Origin of the sequence: Paenarthrobacter sp. NPDC089988 (assembly GCF_044748465.1) — a bacterium.
Lineage (GTDB): Bacteria > Actinomycetota > Actinomycetes > Actinomycetales > Micrococcaceae > Arthrobacter.
This window is the reverse complement of the sequence record NZ_JBIVGD010000004.1, coordinates 231,915-249,992: the sequence shown is the minus strand read 5'-3', so window position 1 is coordinate 249,992 and position 18,078 is coordinate 231,915. Positions and strand designations below refer to the sequence as shown.

At 63.9% G+C, this 18,078-nt stretch carries 16 protein-coding genes; 5 read left to right on the top strand and 11 right to left on the bottom strand.

From position 1 onward, the window contains the following. Window positions 1-44: 44 nt before the first annotated feature. Window positions 45-689, top strand: a complete 645-nt coding sequence (locus ACIPV6_RS08140) for a TetR/AcrR family transcriptional regulator (RefSeq protein WP_400270385.1) — start codon at window positions 45-47, stop codon at window positions 687-689. A 39-nt stretch (window positions 690-728) separates the two neighbouring features. Here the strand turns inward: ACIPV6_RS08140 and ACIPV6_RS08135 are convergent, their stop codons facing one another. Then, entirely contained in the window at window positions 729-1,958 is a 1,230-nt protein-coding gene (locus tag ACIPV6_RS08135) for an ATP-binding protein (RefSeq protein WP_400270384.1), read from the bottom strand. Window positions 1,959-2,133: 175 nt separating this feature from the next. On the opposite strand from ACIPV6_RS08135, the gene ACIPV6_RS08130 reads away from it, so the two are divergent. Beyond that, on the top strand, window positions 2,134-2,595 hold the full coding sequence (locus ACIPV6_RS08130; protein WP_400270383.1) for a phage tail protein: 462 nt from the start codon (window positions 2,134-2,136) through the stop codon (window positions 2,593-2,595). Here the strand turns inward: ACIPV6_RS08130 and ACIPV6_RS08125 are convergent. The 3 genes from ACIPV6_RS08125 to ACIPV6_RS08115 form a co-directional block, all read right to left on the bottom strand. Next, window positions 2,592-3,611: a LacI family DNA-binding transcriptional regulator gene (locus ACIPV6_RS08125; protein ID WP_400270382.1), complete on the bottom strand. Its 1,020-nt coding sequence runs from the start codon at window positions 3,609-3,611 to the stop codon at window positions 2,592-2,594. The genes ACIPV6_RS08130 and ACIPV6_RS08125 overlap by 4 nt on opposite strands. Before the next feature lie 129 nt (window positions 3,612-3,740). Beyond that, window positions 3,741-4,589, bottom strand: a complete 849-nt coding sequence (locus tag ACIPV6_RS08120) for a sugar phosphate isomerase/epimerase family protein (RefSeq protein WP_400270381.1) — start codon at window positions 4,587-4,589, stop codon at window positions 3,741-3,743. Between the two features lie 205 nt (window positions 4,590-4,794). After that, a complete protein-coding gene (locus ACIPV6_RS08115) occupies window positions 4,795-5,802 on the bottom strand; it encodes a sugar phosphate isomerase/epimerase family protein (RefSeq protein ID WP_400270380.1) in 1,008 nt (335 codons plus the stop codon). Window positions 5,803-5,977: 175 nt separating this feature from the next. Here ACIPV6_RS08115 and ACIPV6_RS08110 point away from each other — a divergent pair, with 175 nt between their 5' ends. Beyond that, entirely contained in the window at window positions 5,978-7,168 is a 1,191-nt protein-coding gene (locus ACIPV6_RS08110) for a Gfo/Idh/MocA family protein (RefSeq protein ID WP_400270379.1), read from the top strand. Window positions 7,169-7,391: 223 nt separating this feature from the next. Here the strand turns inward: ACIPV6_RS08110 and ACIPV6_RS08105 are convergent, their stop codons facing one another. The 7 genes from ACIPV6_RS08105 to ACIPV6_RS08075 form a co-directional block, all read right to left on the bottom strand. Beyond that, window positions 7,392-8,783: a NosD domain-containing protein gene (locus ACIPV6_RS08105; RefSeq protein ID WP_400270378.1), complete on the bottom strand. Its 1,392-nt coding sequence runs from the start codon at window positions 8,781-8,783 to the stop codon at window positions 7,392-7,394. A 40-nt stretch (window positions 8,784-8,823) separates the two neighbouring features. Beyond that, window positions 8,824-9,753, bottom strand: coding sequence for a carbohydrate kinase (locus ACIPV6_RS08100; protein ID WP_400270377.1), 930 nt, complete (start codon window positions 9,751-9,753; stop codon window positions 8,824-8,826). 12 nt (window positions 9,754-9,765) lie between these two features. Continuing rightward, on the bottom strand, window positions 9,766-11,331 hold the full coding sequence (locus ACIPV6_RS08095; protein ID WP_400270376.1) for a glycoside hydrolase family 32 protein: 1,566 nt from the start codon (window positions 11,329-11,331) through the stop codon (window positions 9,766-9,768). Window positions 11,332-11,373: 42 nt separating this feature from the next. After that, the gene (locus ACIPV6_RS08090) at window positions 11,374-12,414 is read right to left on the bottom strand and encodes a LacI family DNA-binding transcriptional regulator (protein ID WP_400270375.1); all 1,041 of its coding nucleotides are present in this window, start codon (window positions 12,412-12,414) and stop codon (window positions 11,374-11,376) included. Between the two features lie 84 nt (window positions 12,415-12,498). After that, entirely contained in the window at window positions 12,499-13,533 is a 1,035-nt protein-coding gene (locus ACIPV6_RS08085; RefSeq protein ID WP_400270374.1) for a carbohydrate ABC transporter permease, read from the bottom strand. Beyond that, on the bottom strand, window positions 13,533-14,420 hold the full coding sequence (locus tag ACIPV6_RS08080) for a carbohydrate ABC transporter permease (RefSeq protein ID WP_400270373.1): 888 nt from the start codon (window positions 14,418-14,420) through the stop codon (window positions 13,533-13,535). Before ACIPV6_RS08080 ends, ACIPV6_RS08085 begins: the two co-directional genes overlap by 1 nt. Window positions 14,421-14,504: 84 nt before the next feature. Beyond that, window positions 14,505-15,791 carry an ABC transporter substrate-binding protein gene (locus tag ACIPV6_RS08075; protein ID WP_400270372.1) on the bottom strand — a complete coding sequence of 429 codons (1,287 nt, stop codon included), beginning with the start codon at window positions 15,789-15,791 and terminating at the stop codon, window positions 14,505-14,507. A gap of 789 nt (window positions 15,792-16,580) precedes the next feature. On the opposite strand from ACIPV6_RS08075, the gene ACIPV6_RS08070 reads away from it, so the two are divergent. Both ACIPV6_RS08070 and ACIPV6_RS08065 read left to right on the top strand, forming a co-directional pair. Continuing rightward, entirely contained in the window at window positions 16,581-16,775 is a 195-nt protein-coding gene (locus ACIPV6_RS08070; RefSeq protein WP_400270371.1) for a hypothetical protein, read from the top strand. A gap of 80 nt (window positions 16,776-16,855) precedes the next feature. Then, window positions 16,856-18,061: a NosD domain-containing protein gene (locus ACIPV6_RS08065; protein WP_400270370.1), complete on the top strand. Its 1,206-nt coding sequence runs from the start codon at window positions 16,856-16,858 to the stop codon at window positions 18,059-18,061. Window positions 18,062-18,078: the final 17 nt, after the last annotated feature.

Genomic DNA, 18,078 nt, shown 5'->3' with positions numbered 1-18,078 from the left:
TAGACCAATGCGATATTGGTCACTAATCCAATAGACTGTTCGCCATGGTGTCAAGTCCCTCTCCCCAACGGGTTCGGAAACCTCCGCACGAGCGGCGGGAAGAAATCCTCAATGAAGCGTCCCGCATCGCGCTCGCCGAGGGACTGGAGCGCATCACCCTCCGCGCCGTTGCCGACCGCCTGGGGGTTCGTCCGGGACTCATCAGCCACTACTTCCCGGCCGCGGAAGACCTGGTGATTGCTGCGTTCGTCCGCGCCGTTTCAGAAGAACGGGAAGAGTTGTTTCCCGACGCCGGCAGTCCGCTTGAGCGCATGGCCCACCTCATTGCCCGGGTGGAGGGGACGGGGGTTCATGAGCTGTCGCGCCTGTGGCTCAATGCCCGCCACGTGAGCCGCTTCAGCCCGGCTTTGTCCGAGGCGCTCCAGGCGCAGGAGTACCTCGACCGGACGCGGCTTACATCGCTCATTGATGACGGTGTGGCTTCCGGAGACTTCATGGTGGAAGACAGCTTCGCGGCATGCATCCGGATCCTCGTGGCAATCGACGGGGTTGGTGCCTATGTCAACAACCTGGGTTCGTTCGACTACGAGGCCTTCACGCGGTTTGTGTCGGACATTTCCGAATGGTCCCTGGGGGTGGCCGATGGCAGCCTGCGTGCTGCGGTTGATCGCTTGCGGGTTGCCCTGTAGGTGCAGGGGAGCGGGGGGTGTTGACCCGCCGCTGTCCCGCTAGAGTCCAGCCGGGAAGCTGACAGATACCGTGAGTCCGCCGCCGGGGGTTTCCGAGAGCGTGAGGTCCCCACCGTGGGCCTTGGCGATGCTGCTGCACGTGGCCAGGCCGAGTCCCGAGCCTGAGCCGTCGCCCGGCCTCCGGAGCCGCACCAGCGGTTCCAGTACCTTGGCGCGATCCTCCGGGGCGATGCCCTTGCCGTTGTCCGCCACATGGACCGTGGCGCCGTGGTAGTTGGTTACCCCGCTGATGCTGATGCTGAGATCGCGCTCCGGGCTGCGGTAGTTCATGGCGTTCGTCAGCAGGTTCTGGAGCAAGGTCCGGAGTTGTCCGCGATCGGCGTAGACGGCCAGGTCCTGGACGTCCAGGATGCCGTCGTCGTCGATTCCGAGGTCCCGCGCGACCTCACCGGCTACCTCCTTGAGCGAGGAGTACGACGGCTGGATGACACCGCCAATGCGGGAGTAGCTCAGCACGTCCTCCAGCATCGAGAGCATCCGGCGGCCGCTTGCGCCGATCTTGTCCAGGTACTTGGCCGTGCTGGTGCCGGTCTGGACGCCGGGATCGTCCTCCACGAGTTCCACGTACCCCAGGATGGTGGTCAGCGGAATCCGGAGGTCGTGGCTGACCCGGCCCGCGAATCCGGCAAGTTTGGCGTTGCTGTCCCGCAACTCGGCGTACGTGCGGTCCAGTTGGGCGGTCCGGTGCTGGAGTTCGAGCAGTTCCACCACTTGGCGGGCCAGGACCTCGAGCATGCCCACTTGTTCGGGCCGAAGCTCCTGGGGCTTGTCGGAGAAGACGCAGAGCGTGCCGGGGACGAAGCCCGAGTCGGTCTGGAGCGGAACGGACGCATAGAAGCGGACGTTGCCGATCTCGCCTGTGACAAAAGGACTGTCCGCAAAGCGAGGGTCCTTGGTGGCATCCGGAACCACCGTTTTTTCACGCGAGAGGAAGACTTTGGCGCACATGGAGTCCTCGCGCGAGCAGACGCCCGGGTCCACGCCCCACGCACCCACCTGGTGCTGGTACTCGGCGCTGATGATGTTGACAACGCCGAACGGGGCGCCGCACAGTTCCGTGGCAAGCCGGACGAGGTTCTGCAGTGCGCTGAGTACGGCTGTGTTGGGAAGAAGGGGCAGATCCAATGACGGGTCGAGGCCATATTCACGCAGGGTCAGGTCCCGGCTGACCTCGTCCGCGAATGCGAGCTGTCCCTGTCCACGCGCCATCTGAGTCTGTCCCCCCAAGCTTCTTCAGGATTCCCTGCTGATGATACCCCCAGGTGGGAGCGCCCTCTTGTCACGTCATCGGGCGCCAAAAACCCGAGCAGGATCCAAGAAGCCGGCCCGTGGGCAGCGGACGTAGGGTGAAGCCAACACGAAAATCCGTAACCCAGGAGGACACATGCCGTACACCGTAGACTTCCAGAACGTTTCCACCGTCGGGCTGGAATCATCCCCCGTAGCCGACGCCCTGGCAGGACTGAGGGCAAACGAAGCGCGGTACTTCAAGAACAAGTACGATCACGTCTTCACCGTAGTGCCTGCCGAGGAGTCGCCGGAGATCGTCGACTACGTGAACCGGGTGCTCAAGGAGCGGGACCTCGTGATCCAGTCGCGGCCATTGGAAGTGACCTCGTTCGAAGTCGAGGGCACCCGCTGGACTTACGTGTTCTACGAATCCGGGCTGTCCATCAACGTGCTCTACGGCCTCGAAGAAGGTTCCAAGCGGGCCGTCGGCTTCAAGCTCTCCCAGGGCATGGAGGTACCGGAAGAACTGGCCGCCAACTTCAAGTTCGCACGGCAGAAGTCCAAGCTGGCCGGCGAAATCCGTGGCTCGTTCTTCGTGGTCAAGGGCGAGTATTAGCCCTTTGTGGACCGCCGCGTGATGAGGTTCGGTGGAATGCGGACTTCCGTGCCGCCGTCGGGCATGGCGTCCTTGGACGTGAGCCATGAAGCGGCGACGCGGCCGATCTCCTCCGCCTCTGTGTCCACGGAGGTGAGGCTGATGGCGTCGAGCCCGGCCAGGTACGTGTTGTCGTAACCGGTGATGGCGACATCGGCGGGGATCCGGAGCCCGCGCTCCGTCGCCGCGCCCATGGCCCCGAGGGCTACCAGATCGTTGACGCACGTGATGGCCGTGGTCTCCGGCCGGTTCTCGAAAACCCGGTGGGCAGCCGCTTGCCCGCTCGGCTCCAGGTACTCGGCCGGCTCGATGTGGATGTGCCGGTCCAGGCCATGGGCCCGCATCGCCTCAGCGTACGCATCCGCGCGTCGCTGGCTGGCAGGGCCTCCCTGGGCTCCGAGGTGCACGATCCTGCTGTGCCCCAAGGACACCAAGTGGTCTACGACTGCCCGCATGCCAATGCCATCGTTGGTCCGCACCGACGCCGCCCGCGGCAGCTCGTCGATGGCCGCGGCGGCCACCACTACGGGAATGTCCGGCCGCAATTCCTGCAGCACGGACAAGTCCGGGATCACGCCCACCACCAGTAACGCTGACGCATTGAGGTCCTCGAACGCCTGCACGATCCGGCGATCCGAACGGACTTCCCCGTCCCGGCCCTGGATCACGGCGCTGGACATCAGCCCGTACCGGCCCACGCTGTCCAGTTCCGTCCGCACGGTGTCCACGATGGTGGCGTACAGCGGGTTGTGCAGGTTCGCGACGAGGATGCCTACAAAAGTGCCCTCGTAGGCCGAGAGCGAGCTGGCAACCCAGTTGGGGCGGAATCCCAGGCGTTCTGCGGCTTCGAGCACCCGGGCGCGGCGTTCCAGGCTGACCTTCTCCGGTTTCCGGAAGACGAGGGACACCAAGGCCCGGGACACATCGGCCTCGACAGCAACGTCGGCCATGGTTGGCCGTCGCCGTTCCTCGCCCATGCCCCGTCCTTGTCCTTGTTCCTGCAAGCCTTTGACAGGATATGCGAACAACAGGCAGCCACGGCGCACCGCCGGGCCGCGGGGCAGCTCCGGGCTCCCCAGGTACCGCCGCGACCGCCGCCGGGGACGCTACGCCAGGCGCTTCTTGGTCTCCTCCAGCATCCAGAGGGAGTTTTCCACGGCCTTCTCCTCCTGGGAGAAGACGGCAACGGTGGCGATGCCGTCGAAGTCCACGCGCTTCAACGCGGCGAAGAAGCTGTCCAAGTCGACCTCCCCCTGGCCGTAAGGGAGGTGCTGGTGGACCGTGGCATTCGTGTCCGCAGGGTTGAGCAGGTAGCGCCGTCCGCCGGAGGCCCGGTAATCGAAGGAGTCCGCCAAGTGGAGGTGCTTCAGGTCCGGGCCGGCATACTCCACGATGGTGGCGGGATCGTGGCCCTGGTAGAACGTGTGCGGCACGCAGTACAGGAATCCGACGTTCGGTGAGTTGAGCCCCCGGATCATGCGGACCGCCTCGATGCCGTCCTCGATGAAATCGTCCGGATGCGGTTCGATGTTGAGGTTGATGCCTTCCCTCTCCAGCCGTGGCAGCAGCACCTCCATGGACTTGAGCCACTGCGCTTCGCTGCGTTCGGCCTGCTCGGGCCGGCCGGAGAACTCGGAGTTCATCTGCTCGACGCCCAGTTCCACCGTGATGTCGATGGTGCGCTGCCAGGAACGGAGGGCCGCGAGGCGCTCGTCTTCGTCCGGGCTGGACCAGCGCAGGATGGGCAGGACGGAGGCGATGCGGACACCCGTCTCCTGCAAGGCCTTCTTGAGCTGCTGAACCAGATCGTCGTTGGCGCGGGGGTGGAGGTAGAAGGGGAGGAAGTCGTCCCTCTGGGAGAATTCGATCCATTCGTAACCGAGGTCGGCCACAGTCCGGACCATCTCCGGGATGGGCAGGTGGCGGAAGGGCAGCGGGTCGAGGGCGATTTTCATGGGTGGCTCCTGGTGGTTGTGGTGGTCTGGTTGCGGCCGCGGAGGTGAAGATCGCCCCGGTGGAAATGTCTTCCTCCAGCCGCTCGAGGGACTTGCCCCGGGTCTCGGGGACTTTCGCCGAACGTTGCTACCACGGCAACGACTCCCAGCCTGCGCGAATGCGGGCCCGGAGTCAGCGCCGGCAGGACCCGAGTGGTTTCCGTCGTCATACGGAAGCCTCGGCGCGGATACCGATGGCCTGGCGGAGGGTCCGTGCCGCAAACGGGATGGATTCCTCGCGGGGAAGGTCCCAGTCCTCGTTTTCGATGCAGACAGCCCCGTCGAAGCCGGTTTCCCGGACCGTGGCAAGAAAGTCCCGCCACCAGCGGGCGTCGTGACCGCGGCCTGCTGCGACGAAATGCCAAGGACCGTCGGCCGGAGGCTGCGTGGTGAGGTAGCGGCCGCCCAAAGGCTGTGGCTTGTCTTCCGCCGGGATGAACGTGTACCGGTCATCCAGGACACCCCATTCCGCAATGTTTTCGGGAACCAGGACGGTGTCCTTGGCCGCCACATGCCAGATCCTGCCTGCGAACCGCCGCGCCATGCGGTGCGGGTCGATGCCCTGCCAGAAGAGGTGGCTCGGATCGAGGTTCACGCCAAGGACATCCGATCCCACGGCATCGAGCAGTCGCTCCAAAGTGGCCGGGCTGTAACAGAGCATGTGTGGATGGATCTCCAGTGCGAGCTTCACGCCATGGTCCTCCGCGAAGGCCGCAATCTCCTTCCAATACGGAATCGCCACGGACCACTGGTAATCGCGGACTTCAAGGAGTCCGCTTTCCCAAGGGACCAAGGACCACGTTGGGAGGGTGGCGGTGGGGCCGGAGCCGGCGCTGCCCACCATGGCGTTGAGCCGGTCCAGGCCAAGCTGCGAGCTGAGGACGATCGCATCCCGCAGGTCTTTGTCGTGGGGTATGCGCACTGCGGGGTCGGGGTGGAGCGGATTGCCGTTGGCATTGAGGATGGCCAGATTGGTGCCCGAGTCCGCGAAGGCCTGCAGGAAGTCGTCCCGCAGGGCGCTGCTTCCTGCGAGCGCTCCGGGGTTGCAGTGCGTGTACGGGTTGAATCCTCCGGCCGGCACCTCGGCGTCGGTGATGCCCCACGCCTTCAGTCGGTCCAGGGCTTCGGGGAGGTTGTGGTCGATGAGTGCTGCGAGGTAGAGGCCGACCCTCATCGCAGTGCTTCCTGGGTCATGGAGCGTCCTTGCTTCAGTGATTGAGAATGTCCTTGGTGGGGAATTAGCAAAACTTTAGAGCGGTCTAAAAATTTCTGTCAATATGTCCTATCATTTTTCAGCAACGGGTTATTTCCCATCCCGGACCACCTCCCAGCAGAACCAGGAATGTTCAATGACCATCACCTCCACCACCCCGGAATCGCGCACGCTCCGTGTCGCACTCATTGGCGCCGGCCTCATGGCCAAGTCCCACACCCTCGCCTACAACGCCGTTCCCACGCTGTTCCCGGGCCTGCCGTTCCAGCCCGAACTCAGCGTGCTCGCCGACGCCGACGATGCCCGGGCGGAAGCCGGGGCACGCCATTTGGGCTTTGCCCGATGGACCAGCAATTGGCGTGAAGCAGTCAACGATCCGGACGTGGACGTGGTGGACATCGTCACGCCCAACTGGCTGCACTACGAGATTGCGATGGAAGCAATCGCCGCCGGCAAGCACGTCTATTGCGAAAAGCCGCTGGCCCTGACCGCCAAGGAAGCAAAGGCCATGTGGGAAGCAGCCCGCGACGCCGGTGTGAGAACCATTGTTGGGTTCTCCTACCTGGGGAACCCCGGCGTCCAACTCATCAAGAAGCTGATCGACGATGGCACCCTGGGCGAGCTCTGGAGCATCAAGGGCCACTTTGTGGTGGATGCCAACGCGGATCCATCGCTTCCCCGGACCTGGCACTACGAGCGGGCCAAGGCCGGGCCCGGCGCCCTCGGTGACATCGGATCCCATGTGGTCTCCCTGGTGCAGATGCTCGGCGGACCGGTTACCCGGGTGAACGGGGACCTGGCCACCATGGTGAAGAAGCGGCCCGAGGCGTCCGGCGCCCTCTCCTATGGATCGAAGGCCGCCGCGGACGCACCTCTCCTGCCCGTGGAAAACGACGACGTCGCCGTGGTGCTGGGCCGGCTCCACAACGGGGCCTCAGTGATGATCGAAGCCAATCGCGTGGGCAACGGCCACCCCTTCGACCTCGGACTGGAGGTGTTCGGCTCCAACGGGTCCGTCCGCTTCTCGCAGCAGGATTCCTACAAGGTGGAGCTGCGCCTGCGGGGCAAGGAGCCCGTTGCCCTGGATGGAAACACCACGCTCACCCTCGGTCCGGACCACGGCGACTACGGCGCGTTCTGGCCGTTTCCCGGGGTCACGCTCGGCCTGCATGAGCTCAAGGCCATCGAGATCCGCAACCTCTTCGAAGCCGTCGCCGAGGCGCGCCAGGCCTATCCGTCCTTCGAGGACGGATGGAGGGTCACGGAAGTCCTGGAGGCGGCCGAACGGTCAAGCCGGTCCGGGGCGTGGGAAGCCGTCGCTTCGTAGTGGTGGCAGTCCCCACCTCGCCGCCCCGGGTCACCGGTCCATCGGTCTCGCCCGCCGCAAGGAAACCCCGACGGCGGCTTTCCTCACGTCCGGATACCGGGACACTGTGCAGGTGCTGGGGCTCGACGGCGACGCACCCCCCGTGTGCCTACGACGACGAAGTGGCCTCCTTCTCCATGGTGCCGTTGGCCCGGATGGCGTGCACAGCCCGGAGCCGGCATTGTCACTGCCGCGGCTGTGACAGCCCATCCACCTGGGAAGCAACGGGCCCGGCCGGGAAGCCAATGCCGGGAGTTGCCCTGAGGGCATTGCTTGCCCTGTCAGCGACCACCTGCACATCTGTGCCGGAATCGAGGATGGTGTTGCGGGTAGACGCGGAATCCACCATGACGGTTGTGACGTCCAGGCCGTCGGTTCCCTTGGCCGCCAACAGGGCGTCCACCTGGGCTTCGAAGCAGGATTCACTCGAGGTGGCATGGACATCCTTCGCCACCACGTGGTTGGTGGAGACGAAGTTGCCGGTTCCCTCCTTCAGCCGAATGGCCACGGGCGTTGCGCCCTGCGGTTTGATGCTGTCGGACCCGATGATCAGCGAGAAGTGGTTTGCAACAAGTGAGTTGTCGCTGCCGTCCACGCTGAGGAGTCCACATACGTCGTCAAGGCCGTTGTCGATCCCGAAAAAGGGTGCCCACGGTTCATGGTCGCGGAGGAAATGATTCGTGGCAACAAGGTTTTCTGAACTGTTCGATCCCAGGACCACCATTCCCGGATAGAACGAGTGCAGCCGGTTGTTGGAGATATTGGAGCGGGTGACGCCTTCCAAATGGATGCTGCTGGCACCGCGTGGAAAGACGTTGTTTGCAGTGACCAGGAGTCCGCCGTGGTTCTCGGCATAGATCGAATGGCCCTTGAAACCGGCTCCGATCAGATTGTCGGTGATCTTCGAGGCCTGTCCCCAGCCACGCAGTTCGATGCAGTTGCCGCATTCTGCGATGAAGTTGTCGTGGATGGACAGGGCGTCTGCGTTGTGGATGGTCAGGGCGTTCTCGAGGTAGATGAAACCCATTCCGTTGAAGCGGAAAGAGTCATTGGCGCTGGCCACGAAAATGCCGGTCTTGCCGTTGGCGTACGTGTTTTCGGCCGGCAGTTGGGAGCCGTCCGCGGTGAAGTGCAGGCCATCGATGCAGAAGTTGGCGAACTCCACCGAGCTGATGCGCGGGCTGCCCTCCCGCTTGATGAGGAAAGCCGCTCCCTCGGCTTGCCCGGCGTCGGAGCCGACGGAAAGGTCCACAAGGATCCGGCTCCCGCCGGGCCAGAGCTCGTGCAAGCCGGGCCACTCTTCCTGCGGCACGTTGTACCGGATGCTGGACGACGTGAAGCCATGCCCCGAGCCTTGGATTTTCAGGAAGCTGATGTCGATCAACACCTGGGTCCGCAGGCGGTAGTCCCCCGGCGGCAAGTAGATAGCGCCACCCGGCTTGCCGCCGTCGTTCACGTCGCTGTCCGTTTGCCGTTCCTTGATGTCGGCGATGATGCTGTTGATGACTTCGCCAATGTCCTCGGCCGGGTTGCCGACGGGCCAGGTTGTGACGTCGTAGAAGTTGTTGCTGGTCATGGCTTGTTCCCTCTGTGTGGTGGTCTGGGAGTTGGTGGAGCTACTGGGCAGAGGGTTGGATTTCCGGAAGTCCTGCCTGCAGCTCTGCCAATGTTGGCGGGTTGGCACCCGCCCTGCGTACGGTGATTGCCGCCGCCTTGGTTGCCATATGGCCCAAGGATTCCAGGGCTTTGGGCGTCAAACCTGCGCCGCCGTGCTCAAGGAGCCCGTAAATCAGCGCGGACATATAGGAGTCTCCCGCCCCGATGGTGTCTGCCACCGCCGACCTCACCGACGGAATGACGACTGTTGCGCCTCGCGTCGACAGCACGGAGCCCTCCGATCCCCTGGTGACCACCACAAGGCCCGCGCCGCACTCAAGGATCCTCTGGCGGACGTCTTCGATTGAGAGGCCTGGATAGAGCCATAGTGCGTCTTCATCGCTGAGTTTGACCACGTCCGTGAAGGGGATGAGATCTTCAAAGCTGCTCTTGGCCTCGGTCTGGCTGCCCAGCAGGGCAGGGCGGATGTTTGGATCGAAAGTGATGACGCAGCGCTCATACGAGTGATGGAGCAGCTCCTTGACCCCTGTGGCGCCCGGCTCAAGGAAAGCCGCGATCGAGCCGGTATGCAGGATTTTGGGGAGGCCGGTCGGAGCTGTCCGGGAAAGGTCCCATGCGATGTCGAAGTCATAGAGTGCCGAACCGTCGGGCGCCAGGGTGGCCGTCGCCGTCGCGGTCTTGCCAGGCCGCTTGGAACCGGGGAGGAGCCTCACGCCGGCGCCATGGAGGTGTTGCTCAATCGCGGCAGCGTAGTGGTCCTCGCCCAAGGAGGTAAGCAGGCCGGTTGGTACCCCCAAACGCGCCAACCCGTAGGCGACGTTCGCGGGCGAGCCGCCCGGGTGTTCCACCGAGCCCTGCGGCGAGACAACGATGTCCATGAGCGCCTCGCCAACAACAACCACGTCCGGTATCTGCTGGATGGTGTGCATTGCGGTTTCTCCTTAGGCGAGTGCCGAGACGGTGAGCTTCAGGACCGTTGCCGTGCCGTTCTCTACCACCAGCCGGTTCCTGGTTTGCCCGGGGTGGGGGAAGACAAGATCCGTCAGGACAGCGGTTCCGTCCTGGGCGAAGACTTCCACGGAAGCGTGATCCACCACCACGAGGAGCTTCAGCACGCCATCCACGGGAGCCACCGGCATTGAATCCACCGATGCGAATTTCGCATGGAATCCGGTGTCGCCTGATTGTGTGCGGTCAAGCGTGAGCCGGGAACTGGCCGTGTCGTAGCGCAGGACCGTGCCGAGGGAATGGTCGCTGCTTGCCAGGAGCGTGAATCCCAGGCGTTCCGCGGTTCCGAGGAGTATCTCGGCCTCGATGACCTGGGCGCGGCCTGGTACGGCGTCCGGCAGCTTGAGTGATGAATCCGCCAGTTCCAAGGGACCCTCGATCCAGGGGAACCCGCGGTCCTTGAATGCGGGCAGCACGGGTTGTTGGACCAGGCGCGGAACGCCGCTGACACCCGAGAGGCGGAGCTCCCGGGCCAGGGTCATGGAGGAACGCCACGGGGAGGTTGGCAGGTGGTTGGCGTAATCCCAGTTGTTCATCCACCCGATAATGATCCGGCGGCCGTCCGGGGCGTTGCTGAAGGAGACAGACGCGTAGCAGTCGCGTCCCCAGTCCAGCCACAGGCATTGCTGCAGGGCCTCCGCCCGGGCGCCGGCGTTGGTGACGGCCGAGACCCCGGAAGGCGCCACCAGCGAATCGGTGTCCGCAACGAAGCTCACGCCGTCGAAATCTCCCACGAAGTACTGCCCGCCGGAACCTCCCGCCACCGCGCCGGGATTGACGTTCACAATCAACACCCATTTGACGTTGCCCGGGTGCCCATCTACGGGAAGGGGAAAGAGGTCGGGGCATTCCCATTCGCCTTCGTCGGCGTTGGCTGGCCCGAATTCACTGAGGAAGTCCCAGGACCGGAGGTCCTCCGAACGGTAGAGGACCACTTTTTGCTGCTGGGCCTCGACGGCGGCCATCACCCAATAGGTGCCGTCTTCGCCTTCGTAGCGGAAGACTTTGGGGTCGCGGAAGTGCGCCGAGTTACGGGTCAGGACGGGATTGCCGCTGTACTTGCGCCACGTCATTCCGCCGTCCGTGCTGTACGCGAGGGACTGTGCCTGGGTGCCGCCGTGCGCGGAGGCGTCCTTGAAGGCGCTCGTGTAGACCGCCACCAGGGCTGGTGCTGCGGCCGAGCCGAAACCCGACGTGTTGCCATGGTCCACAACGACGCTGCCGGAGAAGATGTCCTCCGTGGAGTCGCAGGCAATGGCCACAGGGTGTTCGCTCCAGTGCAGCAGATCGGGAGAAGTGGCATGGCCCCAGGACATGTTGCCCCAAACATTTCCGTAAGGGTTGTTCTGGAAGAAGAGGTGGTAGAGGCCGTTGTGAAAAACCAGGCCATTGGGGTCGTTCAGCCAGGTATCCGCCGCCGTGAAATGGATGGCGGGCCGGAACCAGGGAGTGGCCGCCGGGGCTGTTTCCGGGCGTACGGCATCAAGGCTACTGGACATGGTGTGCGTTCCTTTTGGGACGTTGAAGGGTTCGGGTGGGGCTTACCGTGGGGCGGCGATGGATTCGCGCCGGACCAGCGGGCAGCCCAGGACGGTGGGGTGGAGGGCCATTGGGGCAAGGTCCGTCTTTCCCTCGACGGCGTCAATCAGGTGCTCTGTGGCCCAGGCACCCATTTCGTAGTGCGGGAGGGCCACAGTGGTGAGGCCCGGGTACAGGTTCGCCGCGATGAGTTCCTGGTCGTCGAAGCCCACCACGGAGAGGTCCGCCGGAATATTCAGGCCCAACTCCGCTGCGGCGCGGTAGGCGCCCATCGCCATCCGGTCGTTGTAGCAGAACAAGCCCGTGGGCCGGTCCTCCCGGGACAGGATCCGCTTGGCGGCCTCGTAGCCGCCCTGCACTTCGGAAACCTCTGATTCGACAGGTGCCGCGCGGCCGTCGAGCCCTGCCTCCGAAAGCGTGGCCCTGAAAGCGTGGAGGCGCTCGCGGGTGGCGGGAACATCATCGGTGTTGTTGATGAAGCCCACCCGGGTATGGCCCGCCGCAAGCAACGCTCCGACGGCAGCCCGGGCGCCGCCGTCCTCGTCCGGGATCACTGCCGTGATGTTTCCTCCCGTGGCCACGGAGTCCACCAGGACCGAGGGCACGCTGCCGAGGTTGGACGGCAGTTCCACGTTCCGGTGGTACATGGTGGCGTACAGGATGCCGTCCACGCGACGCTCCAGGAGGGCCTGGACATCGGCTTGCCGTGACTCGAGGCTGGCCGAACCCGGAGTGTTGATGATCATCAGGTTGTACCCGCGGGCCTTCGCGGCCTCGTCCGCGCCGAGGATGATCCGTCCGGCGTGCGGAGTGGTGGCGATTTCCTCACTGACCAACCCCAGCATGCCTGTCCGTTGCGTCCGCAGTGCCTGGGCCAGCCGGTTGGGGCCATAGCCGAGCTCCTCGGCAACGGACCTCACCTTGTCCCTGGTTTCAGGGCTGACCCGGGCGTAAGAGACCTCGTTGAGCACATGGGAGACGGTAGTAACGGACACACCGGCGGCGACGGCCACATCCTTGATACCGATGTTCTTGTTGCTCATCTGTCTTCCACGTCCTTATGGTTTGCGATGCCCGGGTAGGGCTATCAGTAGGCTACTCGTTGATGCCGGAGCTGATGCTGCCGGCTAACCCTTGACCGCGCCAAGCGTCATGCCCGCCACAATCTTGCGTTGCAGGAGCAGGGTAAGCAGGATCACCGGGATGGAATAGACGGCCGCGAGGGCTGTCATTGAACCCCAGTCCAGGCCGAACTGCGTCTGGAAGTTCGCGATCACCACGGGTGTGGTCTGGGAACGGATGGCCGTCATGAGCAGTGCGAACAGGAACTCGTTCCACGACGCCAGGAAGGCGAAGATGGCCGTCACTGCGATGCCGCCGGACACCACCGGAATCACCACCCGCCAGAGCGCGCCGAGCCTGCTGCAGCCATCAACGGTTGCCGCTTCTTCCAGGTCCCGCGGGACGGCCTCGAAGAAGCTGGACATGAGCCAGATGGACAACGGCAGCGAGATGGTGGTGTGGGCAATGGACAGTGCAATAGGCGTGTCCGCAAGGCCAATCGAGGCCATCATGGACGCCAGCGGAATGCCGATGGCCACCGGCGGCACCATGCGCGTCACCAGTGCGGCCATAATGAACACCCTGCCGCTCGGGGTTTTGTAGCGGGTGATGCCGTACGCCGCGGGGACAGCCAGTACCAGGGAGAGCAACGTGCTGATCACCGCAGTCTGGATGGAGTTGATGAACGATGCCACCACTCCGCCCCTGCCCAGCGCATTGATGTAGTTCTCCAGCGTCCATTCCTTCGGGAGGATGGTAGGCGGGACGGCGATGGTATCGATCGGCGTCTTGAAGGACGTGAACAGCAAGTACAGGAACGGGAAACTGTACAGCACCATGGCGGCCGCCAACAGGATCCAGAGGATGGTCCGGGTGCTCCGGCGTCCGGCTTCGAGCCCTTCGCGGTTGGCTCCGCGGCGCCTGCGCGGCGGCCGGGCATCGGAAGCGTTCGACGACGGCACCCGCGGTCCGCTGTGTTCTGCAGTTGCGCTGGGGTGCTTTGCCGCCGCGAGCCGGACGGCGATGCCCGTTGCGCGCGCCGGTGAGGCGGAAGCCGTACCCGTCCTGCCGCCGTCGTACGTGGATTCTGCGGTGCTCATCAGCTGTCCTTTCCTGGCCGCCAAATGGTGGCCACCGCGAAGAAGGCGACGGCGAGCATCGCGATGAGGTAGATGGTGCCCATGGCGCTTGCGAGGCCCGGATCGCCGAAGCGGATCATGGTGCGGTAGATCAGCAGGCTCATGGTTTCGGAGGCAGACTGGGGGCCGCCGTTGGTCTGGATAAGGATGGTATCGAAGGCCCTTGCGGCGTCGATCCCGCGGACCACCAGCGCTACGGCGATCACGGGCCGCAGCAGCGGGATGATGATCCGGAACAGCAGGTCCGGTGCCCGGGCGCCATCCAGGCGGGCTGCCTCGATGAGGTCGCCGGGGATGTTCTGCAGGCCCGCGAAGAGAACCAGGCACATGAAGGAGGTGGTGAGCCAGATGTCCGGGATGGCCACGGAGAACAACACAATGTTGGGGTCGGACAACCAGCCGATCTGGTTCGGATTCTCCAGGAGTCCGGCTTGGTGGAGGAGGGTTCCGATGAGGCCGAAGTTGTCGATCATCAGGAACTTCCAGAGCAGGCCGGCCACGATCGGGGCGATCATCAACGGGTACAGGAAGACGGTCCGCCAGATCTGGGACTTCTTGCCCAAGGCGGTGAAGAGGAGGGCCATGCCCAGACCGAGGGCGAACTCCAAGGTCACCACCACCACGGTGTAGGCGATGGTCCGCCAACCTGCGCTGGTGAAGGCCTCGGAAGTAAAGGCTGTCACGTAGTTCTGGAAGCCCACGAAGTCGCGGGGTCCGCCGGCGATGGGAGAGATCTTGAAGAAGCTGTCTGCCACCAGGCGGAACAGCGGGTAGGCGACGAAGACTGCCAGGAACAGAGCCGCTGGCGTCATCAGGAAGAGGGCGAAGCGGCGATCGGAGATACGCACGGTTTTCTTTTCTGCTGGGTATGTTCTGGTGGTTGGGGCCGCGGCCGGCACTGTCCTTTGCGGACGGTGCCGGCCGCGGAGTCTTTATTTCAGGAGGTCCTGGATCTGCTTCTTGGCGTCGGCCAGGAGGGCCGAGGTGTCGCCGCCGGCAACCGCCTTCTGGAGCAGCGGGATCAGGACGGTGTCAACAATCTGCTGCCACTTGGCCGTTGCCGGACGGGTAGCCGTGGCCGGAGCGTTGAGGGTTTCGATGAGCGGCTTGAAGCTCTCGTAGCCCGGCTGGTCCTGGTACTTCTCGAACGCGCTGATGCGGGAGGCAAGGCCGAGCTTCGAGTCGATGCCCATGCTGTTGTAGTCGTAGGCGCACTTGACGAACTTCTTGGCTGCCTCGGTGTTCTTGGTCGCCTTGGGAACGGACAAGTACCACGGTCCCGGGACACCCGCGACGCCGGCGCTGCCGCCAATCATTGCTGCGGCTCCCACCTTTCCTGCCACCGGGGAATCGGCGGGGATCTGGCGGTAAGCGTGGGCCCAGAAACGGGTCATGGCGGTCTTGCCCTGGTTGAACAGGTTCTGTGCTGCCGCCCAGTCCACCTGCGCTGCGCCACTGGGGGCGTCCTTGGCCAGGCTCACGTAGAAGTCGAGCGCCTGCTTGTGGGCGGCATTGTCGATCACCACGTTGTTGTCCTTGTCCAGGACCATGGGGGAGCCGGCCTGGAGCACATGGGCCAGCCACTCGGTTTCCACGGCACCCTTGACATCCGTGCCGAACATTCCGTCCTTGGTGAAGAACTCGGAGACGTCCTGGTACTGCTTCCAGGTCTTGGGGGCAGCCAGTTCATAGCCGTACTTGGCCTGGAAATCAGCCTTGTTCTTGGCGTCCTCGAACAGGTCCTTGCGGTACAGGATGATCTCGGCGTTGGTCCAGGCCGGCATGCCGATGAAGTGGCCGTCCACATTGGCTTCCTTCACCAGGGCAGGAAAGATGTCCCTCTTTGCCTCGTCGGTGAACAACTCGTCGATGGGCTGGACGGCGTCCTTGAAACTGGGGAGCCACACTGAGTCGAGGGCTGCCACGTCGAAGGAGACGTTGCCGGAGGAGAACTCGCTGGAGAGACGGTTGAACATGCCGTCGTAGGGGAGTTCCACGAAATTGACGTTGACTCCGGCTTCCTTCTTGCACTGTTCGGCTACGCCCGTCAGCTCGGCATGGCCGCCGGCTTCCACCAGCACGTTGACGGTGCTCGAGCCGCCCGATCCGCTGGACGATGGTGCGGGTCCGCCGGCGCCACAACCGGTGGCTACGAGTGCGACGGCGGTGCACAGCCCGCCGAGGGAGACGAGCTTGGAGATGGTCTTTCGAGTGGACATCGCTGTCGACTCACTTTCTCTTGAACGGAAATTGCAGAGAGGTGGTGGGGAATGCTTTTGGCTTTGAAAAATCGTTTTGCCAAAACGACTTGGCAATGACACTAGGGCCGGGTGGGCGGATGTGTCAACGGTGTTCGGGGAAATTTTTCGGCCCCTTGACGCCGGAGATTTTGCGGCCATAAAGTGATCCCCGCCGCAGGGCAAATCGTTTTGGCAAATTTTGGCTGATTTGGCAAGTGTTTGGCACGGCTCTTCCCGCTCGGCCCGCACCTGTTTGCGCCGACCGCACCCGTACCCCGGGGTGCGTGGGCTTGGGTCGCACCTGTTTGCGCCGATCGCACCCGTACCCCGGGGTGCGTGAGGCGGGACAGGGTGCGGTGGTCTCGACGAAGGGGTGCGCCGGGCGGGAACGGGTGCGCGGGGGGTTATGTCCTGGGGTCGCACCTGTTTGCGCCGATCGCACCCGTACCCCGGGGTGCGTGGGCGGGGGTCGCACCGGTTTGCGCCGATCGCCCCCGTACCCCGGGGTGCGTGAGGCGGGACCGGGTGCGCCGGGGGTTATGTCCTGGGGTCGCACCTATTTGCGCCGATCGCACCCGTACCCCGGGGTGCGTGAGGCGGGACCGGGTGCGGTGGTCTCGCCGAAGGGGTGCGTGAGGCGGGAACGGGTGCGCTTACCCGGGGAGGACCGGCCGCGCTCGAGCACTCATGAGGGTCCCTCCACTCACAAATCCTGCATCCGCCGACGCCAACCACAATCCAAGATCCCCAACGAATCAAAGGAGAACCATGGATCCATCCACATCCCTCAGCCGCAGGAGCATCCTCCGGTTGATCCCCGCAGCGGCGGTTGCTGGCACCGCCGTCGTGCTTTCCGCCAAGGAGGCACTGGCCAAGGACAGCCAACCGGCACGAAACCGGGAGCACTCCGCCGAGGCCATGCAGGCACCTCGGGGGCATCGCAGCATCATCGGAGTGCTCTAGAAGCAAGCGGTCAGCAACACCATCAACGCAAGTACCAGGCCACTCAAGCACTACCCCCAACGATGTGAGGAGAACACGCAGTGACCACTGTTTACGACGTCACCACCTGGTCCGTCCCCGGCAATCCGTCCGCCACGCCCTTCAACGATATTGGGCTGATCATCAACAGCATCATCGCCGATGTGAAATCCCAGCAAACCAACCAGGCATCCAAACCCGGAGCGGTCATCTACATCCCGCCCGGAGACTACTCGCTGAAGACCCGCGTCAACGTTGACATCAGCTTCCTCACGATCAGGGGCTCCGGGCACGGCTTCACCTCCAGCAGCATCCGCTACAACGCGGGCAACACCTCAAGCTGGCACGAGATCAATCCAGGCGGCAGCCGCATCCGCGTGGAGAACACCGACGGCAACACCGATGCCTTCAGGGTGTACCGCACGGGCGATCCACGGCTCAGCTCGATCGTTTTCCAAAACTTTTGCCTGGACGGGGTGTCCTTCAACTCCAACCAGAACTCCTACGTGAACGGTAAGACGGGCATCCGCTTCGATTCGGCCAACGACTCCTGCCGTGTGGAAGGCATGGGCATGGTTTACCTGGAGCACGGCCTGGTGGTCCGGGACACGGACGCGCTCAACGTGAGCGGGAACTTCCTGGCAGAGTGTGGCAGCTGCGTCGAACTCACGGGATCCGGGCAGGCCTCCAAGGTGACGGACAACTTGATCGGCGCAGGGTACGTGGGCTTCTCCATCTTCGCCGAAGGGCACATGGGCCTGCTGGTCAGTGCAAACAACGTGTTCCCCCGCGGCAAGAGCAGCGTCCACTTCAAGAACTGCACACGGTCGTCCATCACGGCCAACAGGTTCCACGCGTTCTATCCGGGAATGGTGAACTTCGAAGGCAGCTGCATGGAGAACCTTGTAGGCGCCAACCATTTCCTTCGGCAGATGGAACCCTTCGATCCCCTCAAGCCGTACAACAACGGACTCGATGACCTCTTCGGACTGGTCCACATTGCGGGCAGTGGAAACACGGTGACCGGAAACCATTTCAGCTACGACGTCCCGTCCGGCTCCGTGAGTCCGTCCGGCCAGAAACCCACCATCATCCTGGTGGCCTCGGGCGCCAACAATTACATCGCCGCGAATAACACGGTGTCCTCCGTGGCGGCGAACACTGTGGTGCTGGATGGCTCCACCACTGGAACCAAGGTGCTGGACAGCGGCGGGACAGGCGAATTCGTGCATTACTCCAGTTCCTATTCGTTCCGGGCCACACCCTGATCCGACGCGAAGGAAGC

What these genes read in the sequence shown, in the direction of transcription:
- ACIPV6_RS08140 (WP_400270385.1), top strand. Translation starts at nt 45, where the DNA reads ATGGTGTCAAGTCCCTCTCCCCAACGGGTTCGGAAACCTCCGCACGAG.
- ACIPV6_RS08135 (WP_400270384.1), bottom strand. Translation starts at nt 1,958, where the DNA reads ATGGCGCGTGGACAGGGACAGCTCGCATTCGCGGACGAGGTCAGCCGG.
- ACIPV6_RS08130 (WP_400270383.1), top strand. Translation starts at nt 2,134, where the DNA reads ATGCCGTACACCGTAGACTTCCAGAACGTTTCCACCGTCGGGCTGGAA.
- ACIPV6_RS08125 (WP_400270382.1), bottom strand. Translation starts at nt 3,611, where the DNA reads ATGGGCGAGGAACGGCGACGGCCAACCATGGCCGACGTTGCTGTCGAG.
- ACIPV6_RS08120 (WP_400270381.1), bottom strand. Translation starts at nt 4,589, where the DNA reads ATGAAAATCGCCCTCGACCCGCTGCCCTTCCGCCACCTGCCCATCCCG.
- ACIPV6_RS08115 (WP_400270380.1), bottom strand. Translation starts at nt 5,802, where the DNA reads ATGAGGGTCGGCCTCTACCTCGCAGCACTCATCGACCACAACCTCCCC.
- ACIPV6_RS08110 (WP_400270379.1), top strand. Translation starts at nt 5,978, where the DNA reads ATGACCATCACCTCCACCACCCCGGAATCGCGCACGCTCCGTGTCGCA.
- ACIPV6_RS08105 (WP_400270378.1), bottom strand. Translation starts at nt 8,783, where the DNA reads ATGACCAGCAACAACTTCTACGACGTCACAACCTGGCCCGTCGGCAAC.
- ACIPV6_RS08100 (WP_400270377.1), bottom strand. Translation starts at nt 9,753, where the DNA reads ATGCACACCATCCAGCAGATACCGGACGTGGTTGTTGTTGGCGAGGCG.
- ACIPV6_RS08095 (WP_400270376.1), bottom strand. Translation starts at nt 11,331, where the DNA reads ATGTCCAGTAGCCTTGATGCCGTACGCCCGGAAACAGCCCCGGCGGCC.
- ACIPV6_RS08090 (WP_400270375.1), bottom strand. Translation starts at nt 12,414, where the DNA reads ATGAGCAACAAGAACATCGGTATCAAGGATGTGGCCGTCGCCGCCGGT.
- ACIPV6_RS08085 (WP_400270374.1), bottom strand. Translation starts at nt 13,533, where the DNA reads ATGAGCACCGCAGAATCCACGTACGACGGCGGCAGGACGGGTACGGCT.
- ACIPV6_RS08075 (WP_400270372.1), bottom strand. Translation starts at nt 15,791, where the DNA reads ATGTCCACTCGAAAGACCATCTCCAAGCTCGTCTCCCTCGGCGGGCTG.
- ACIPV6_RS08070 (WP_400270371.1), top strand. Translation starts at nt 16,581, where the DNA reads ATGGATCCATCCACATCCCTCAGCCGCAGGAGCATCCTCCGGTTGATC.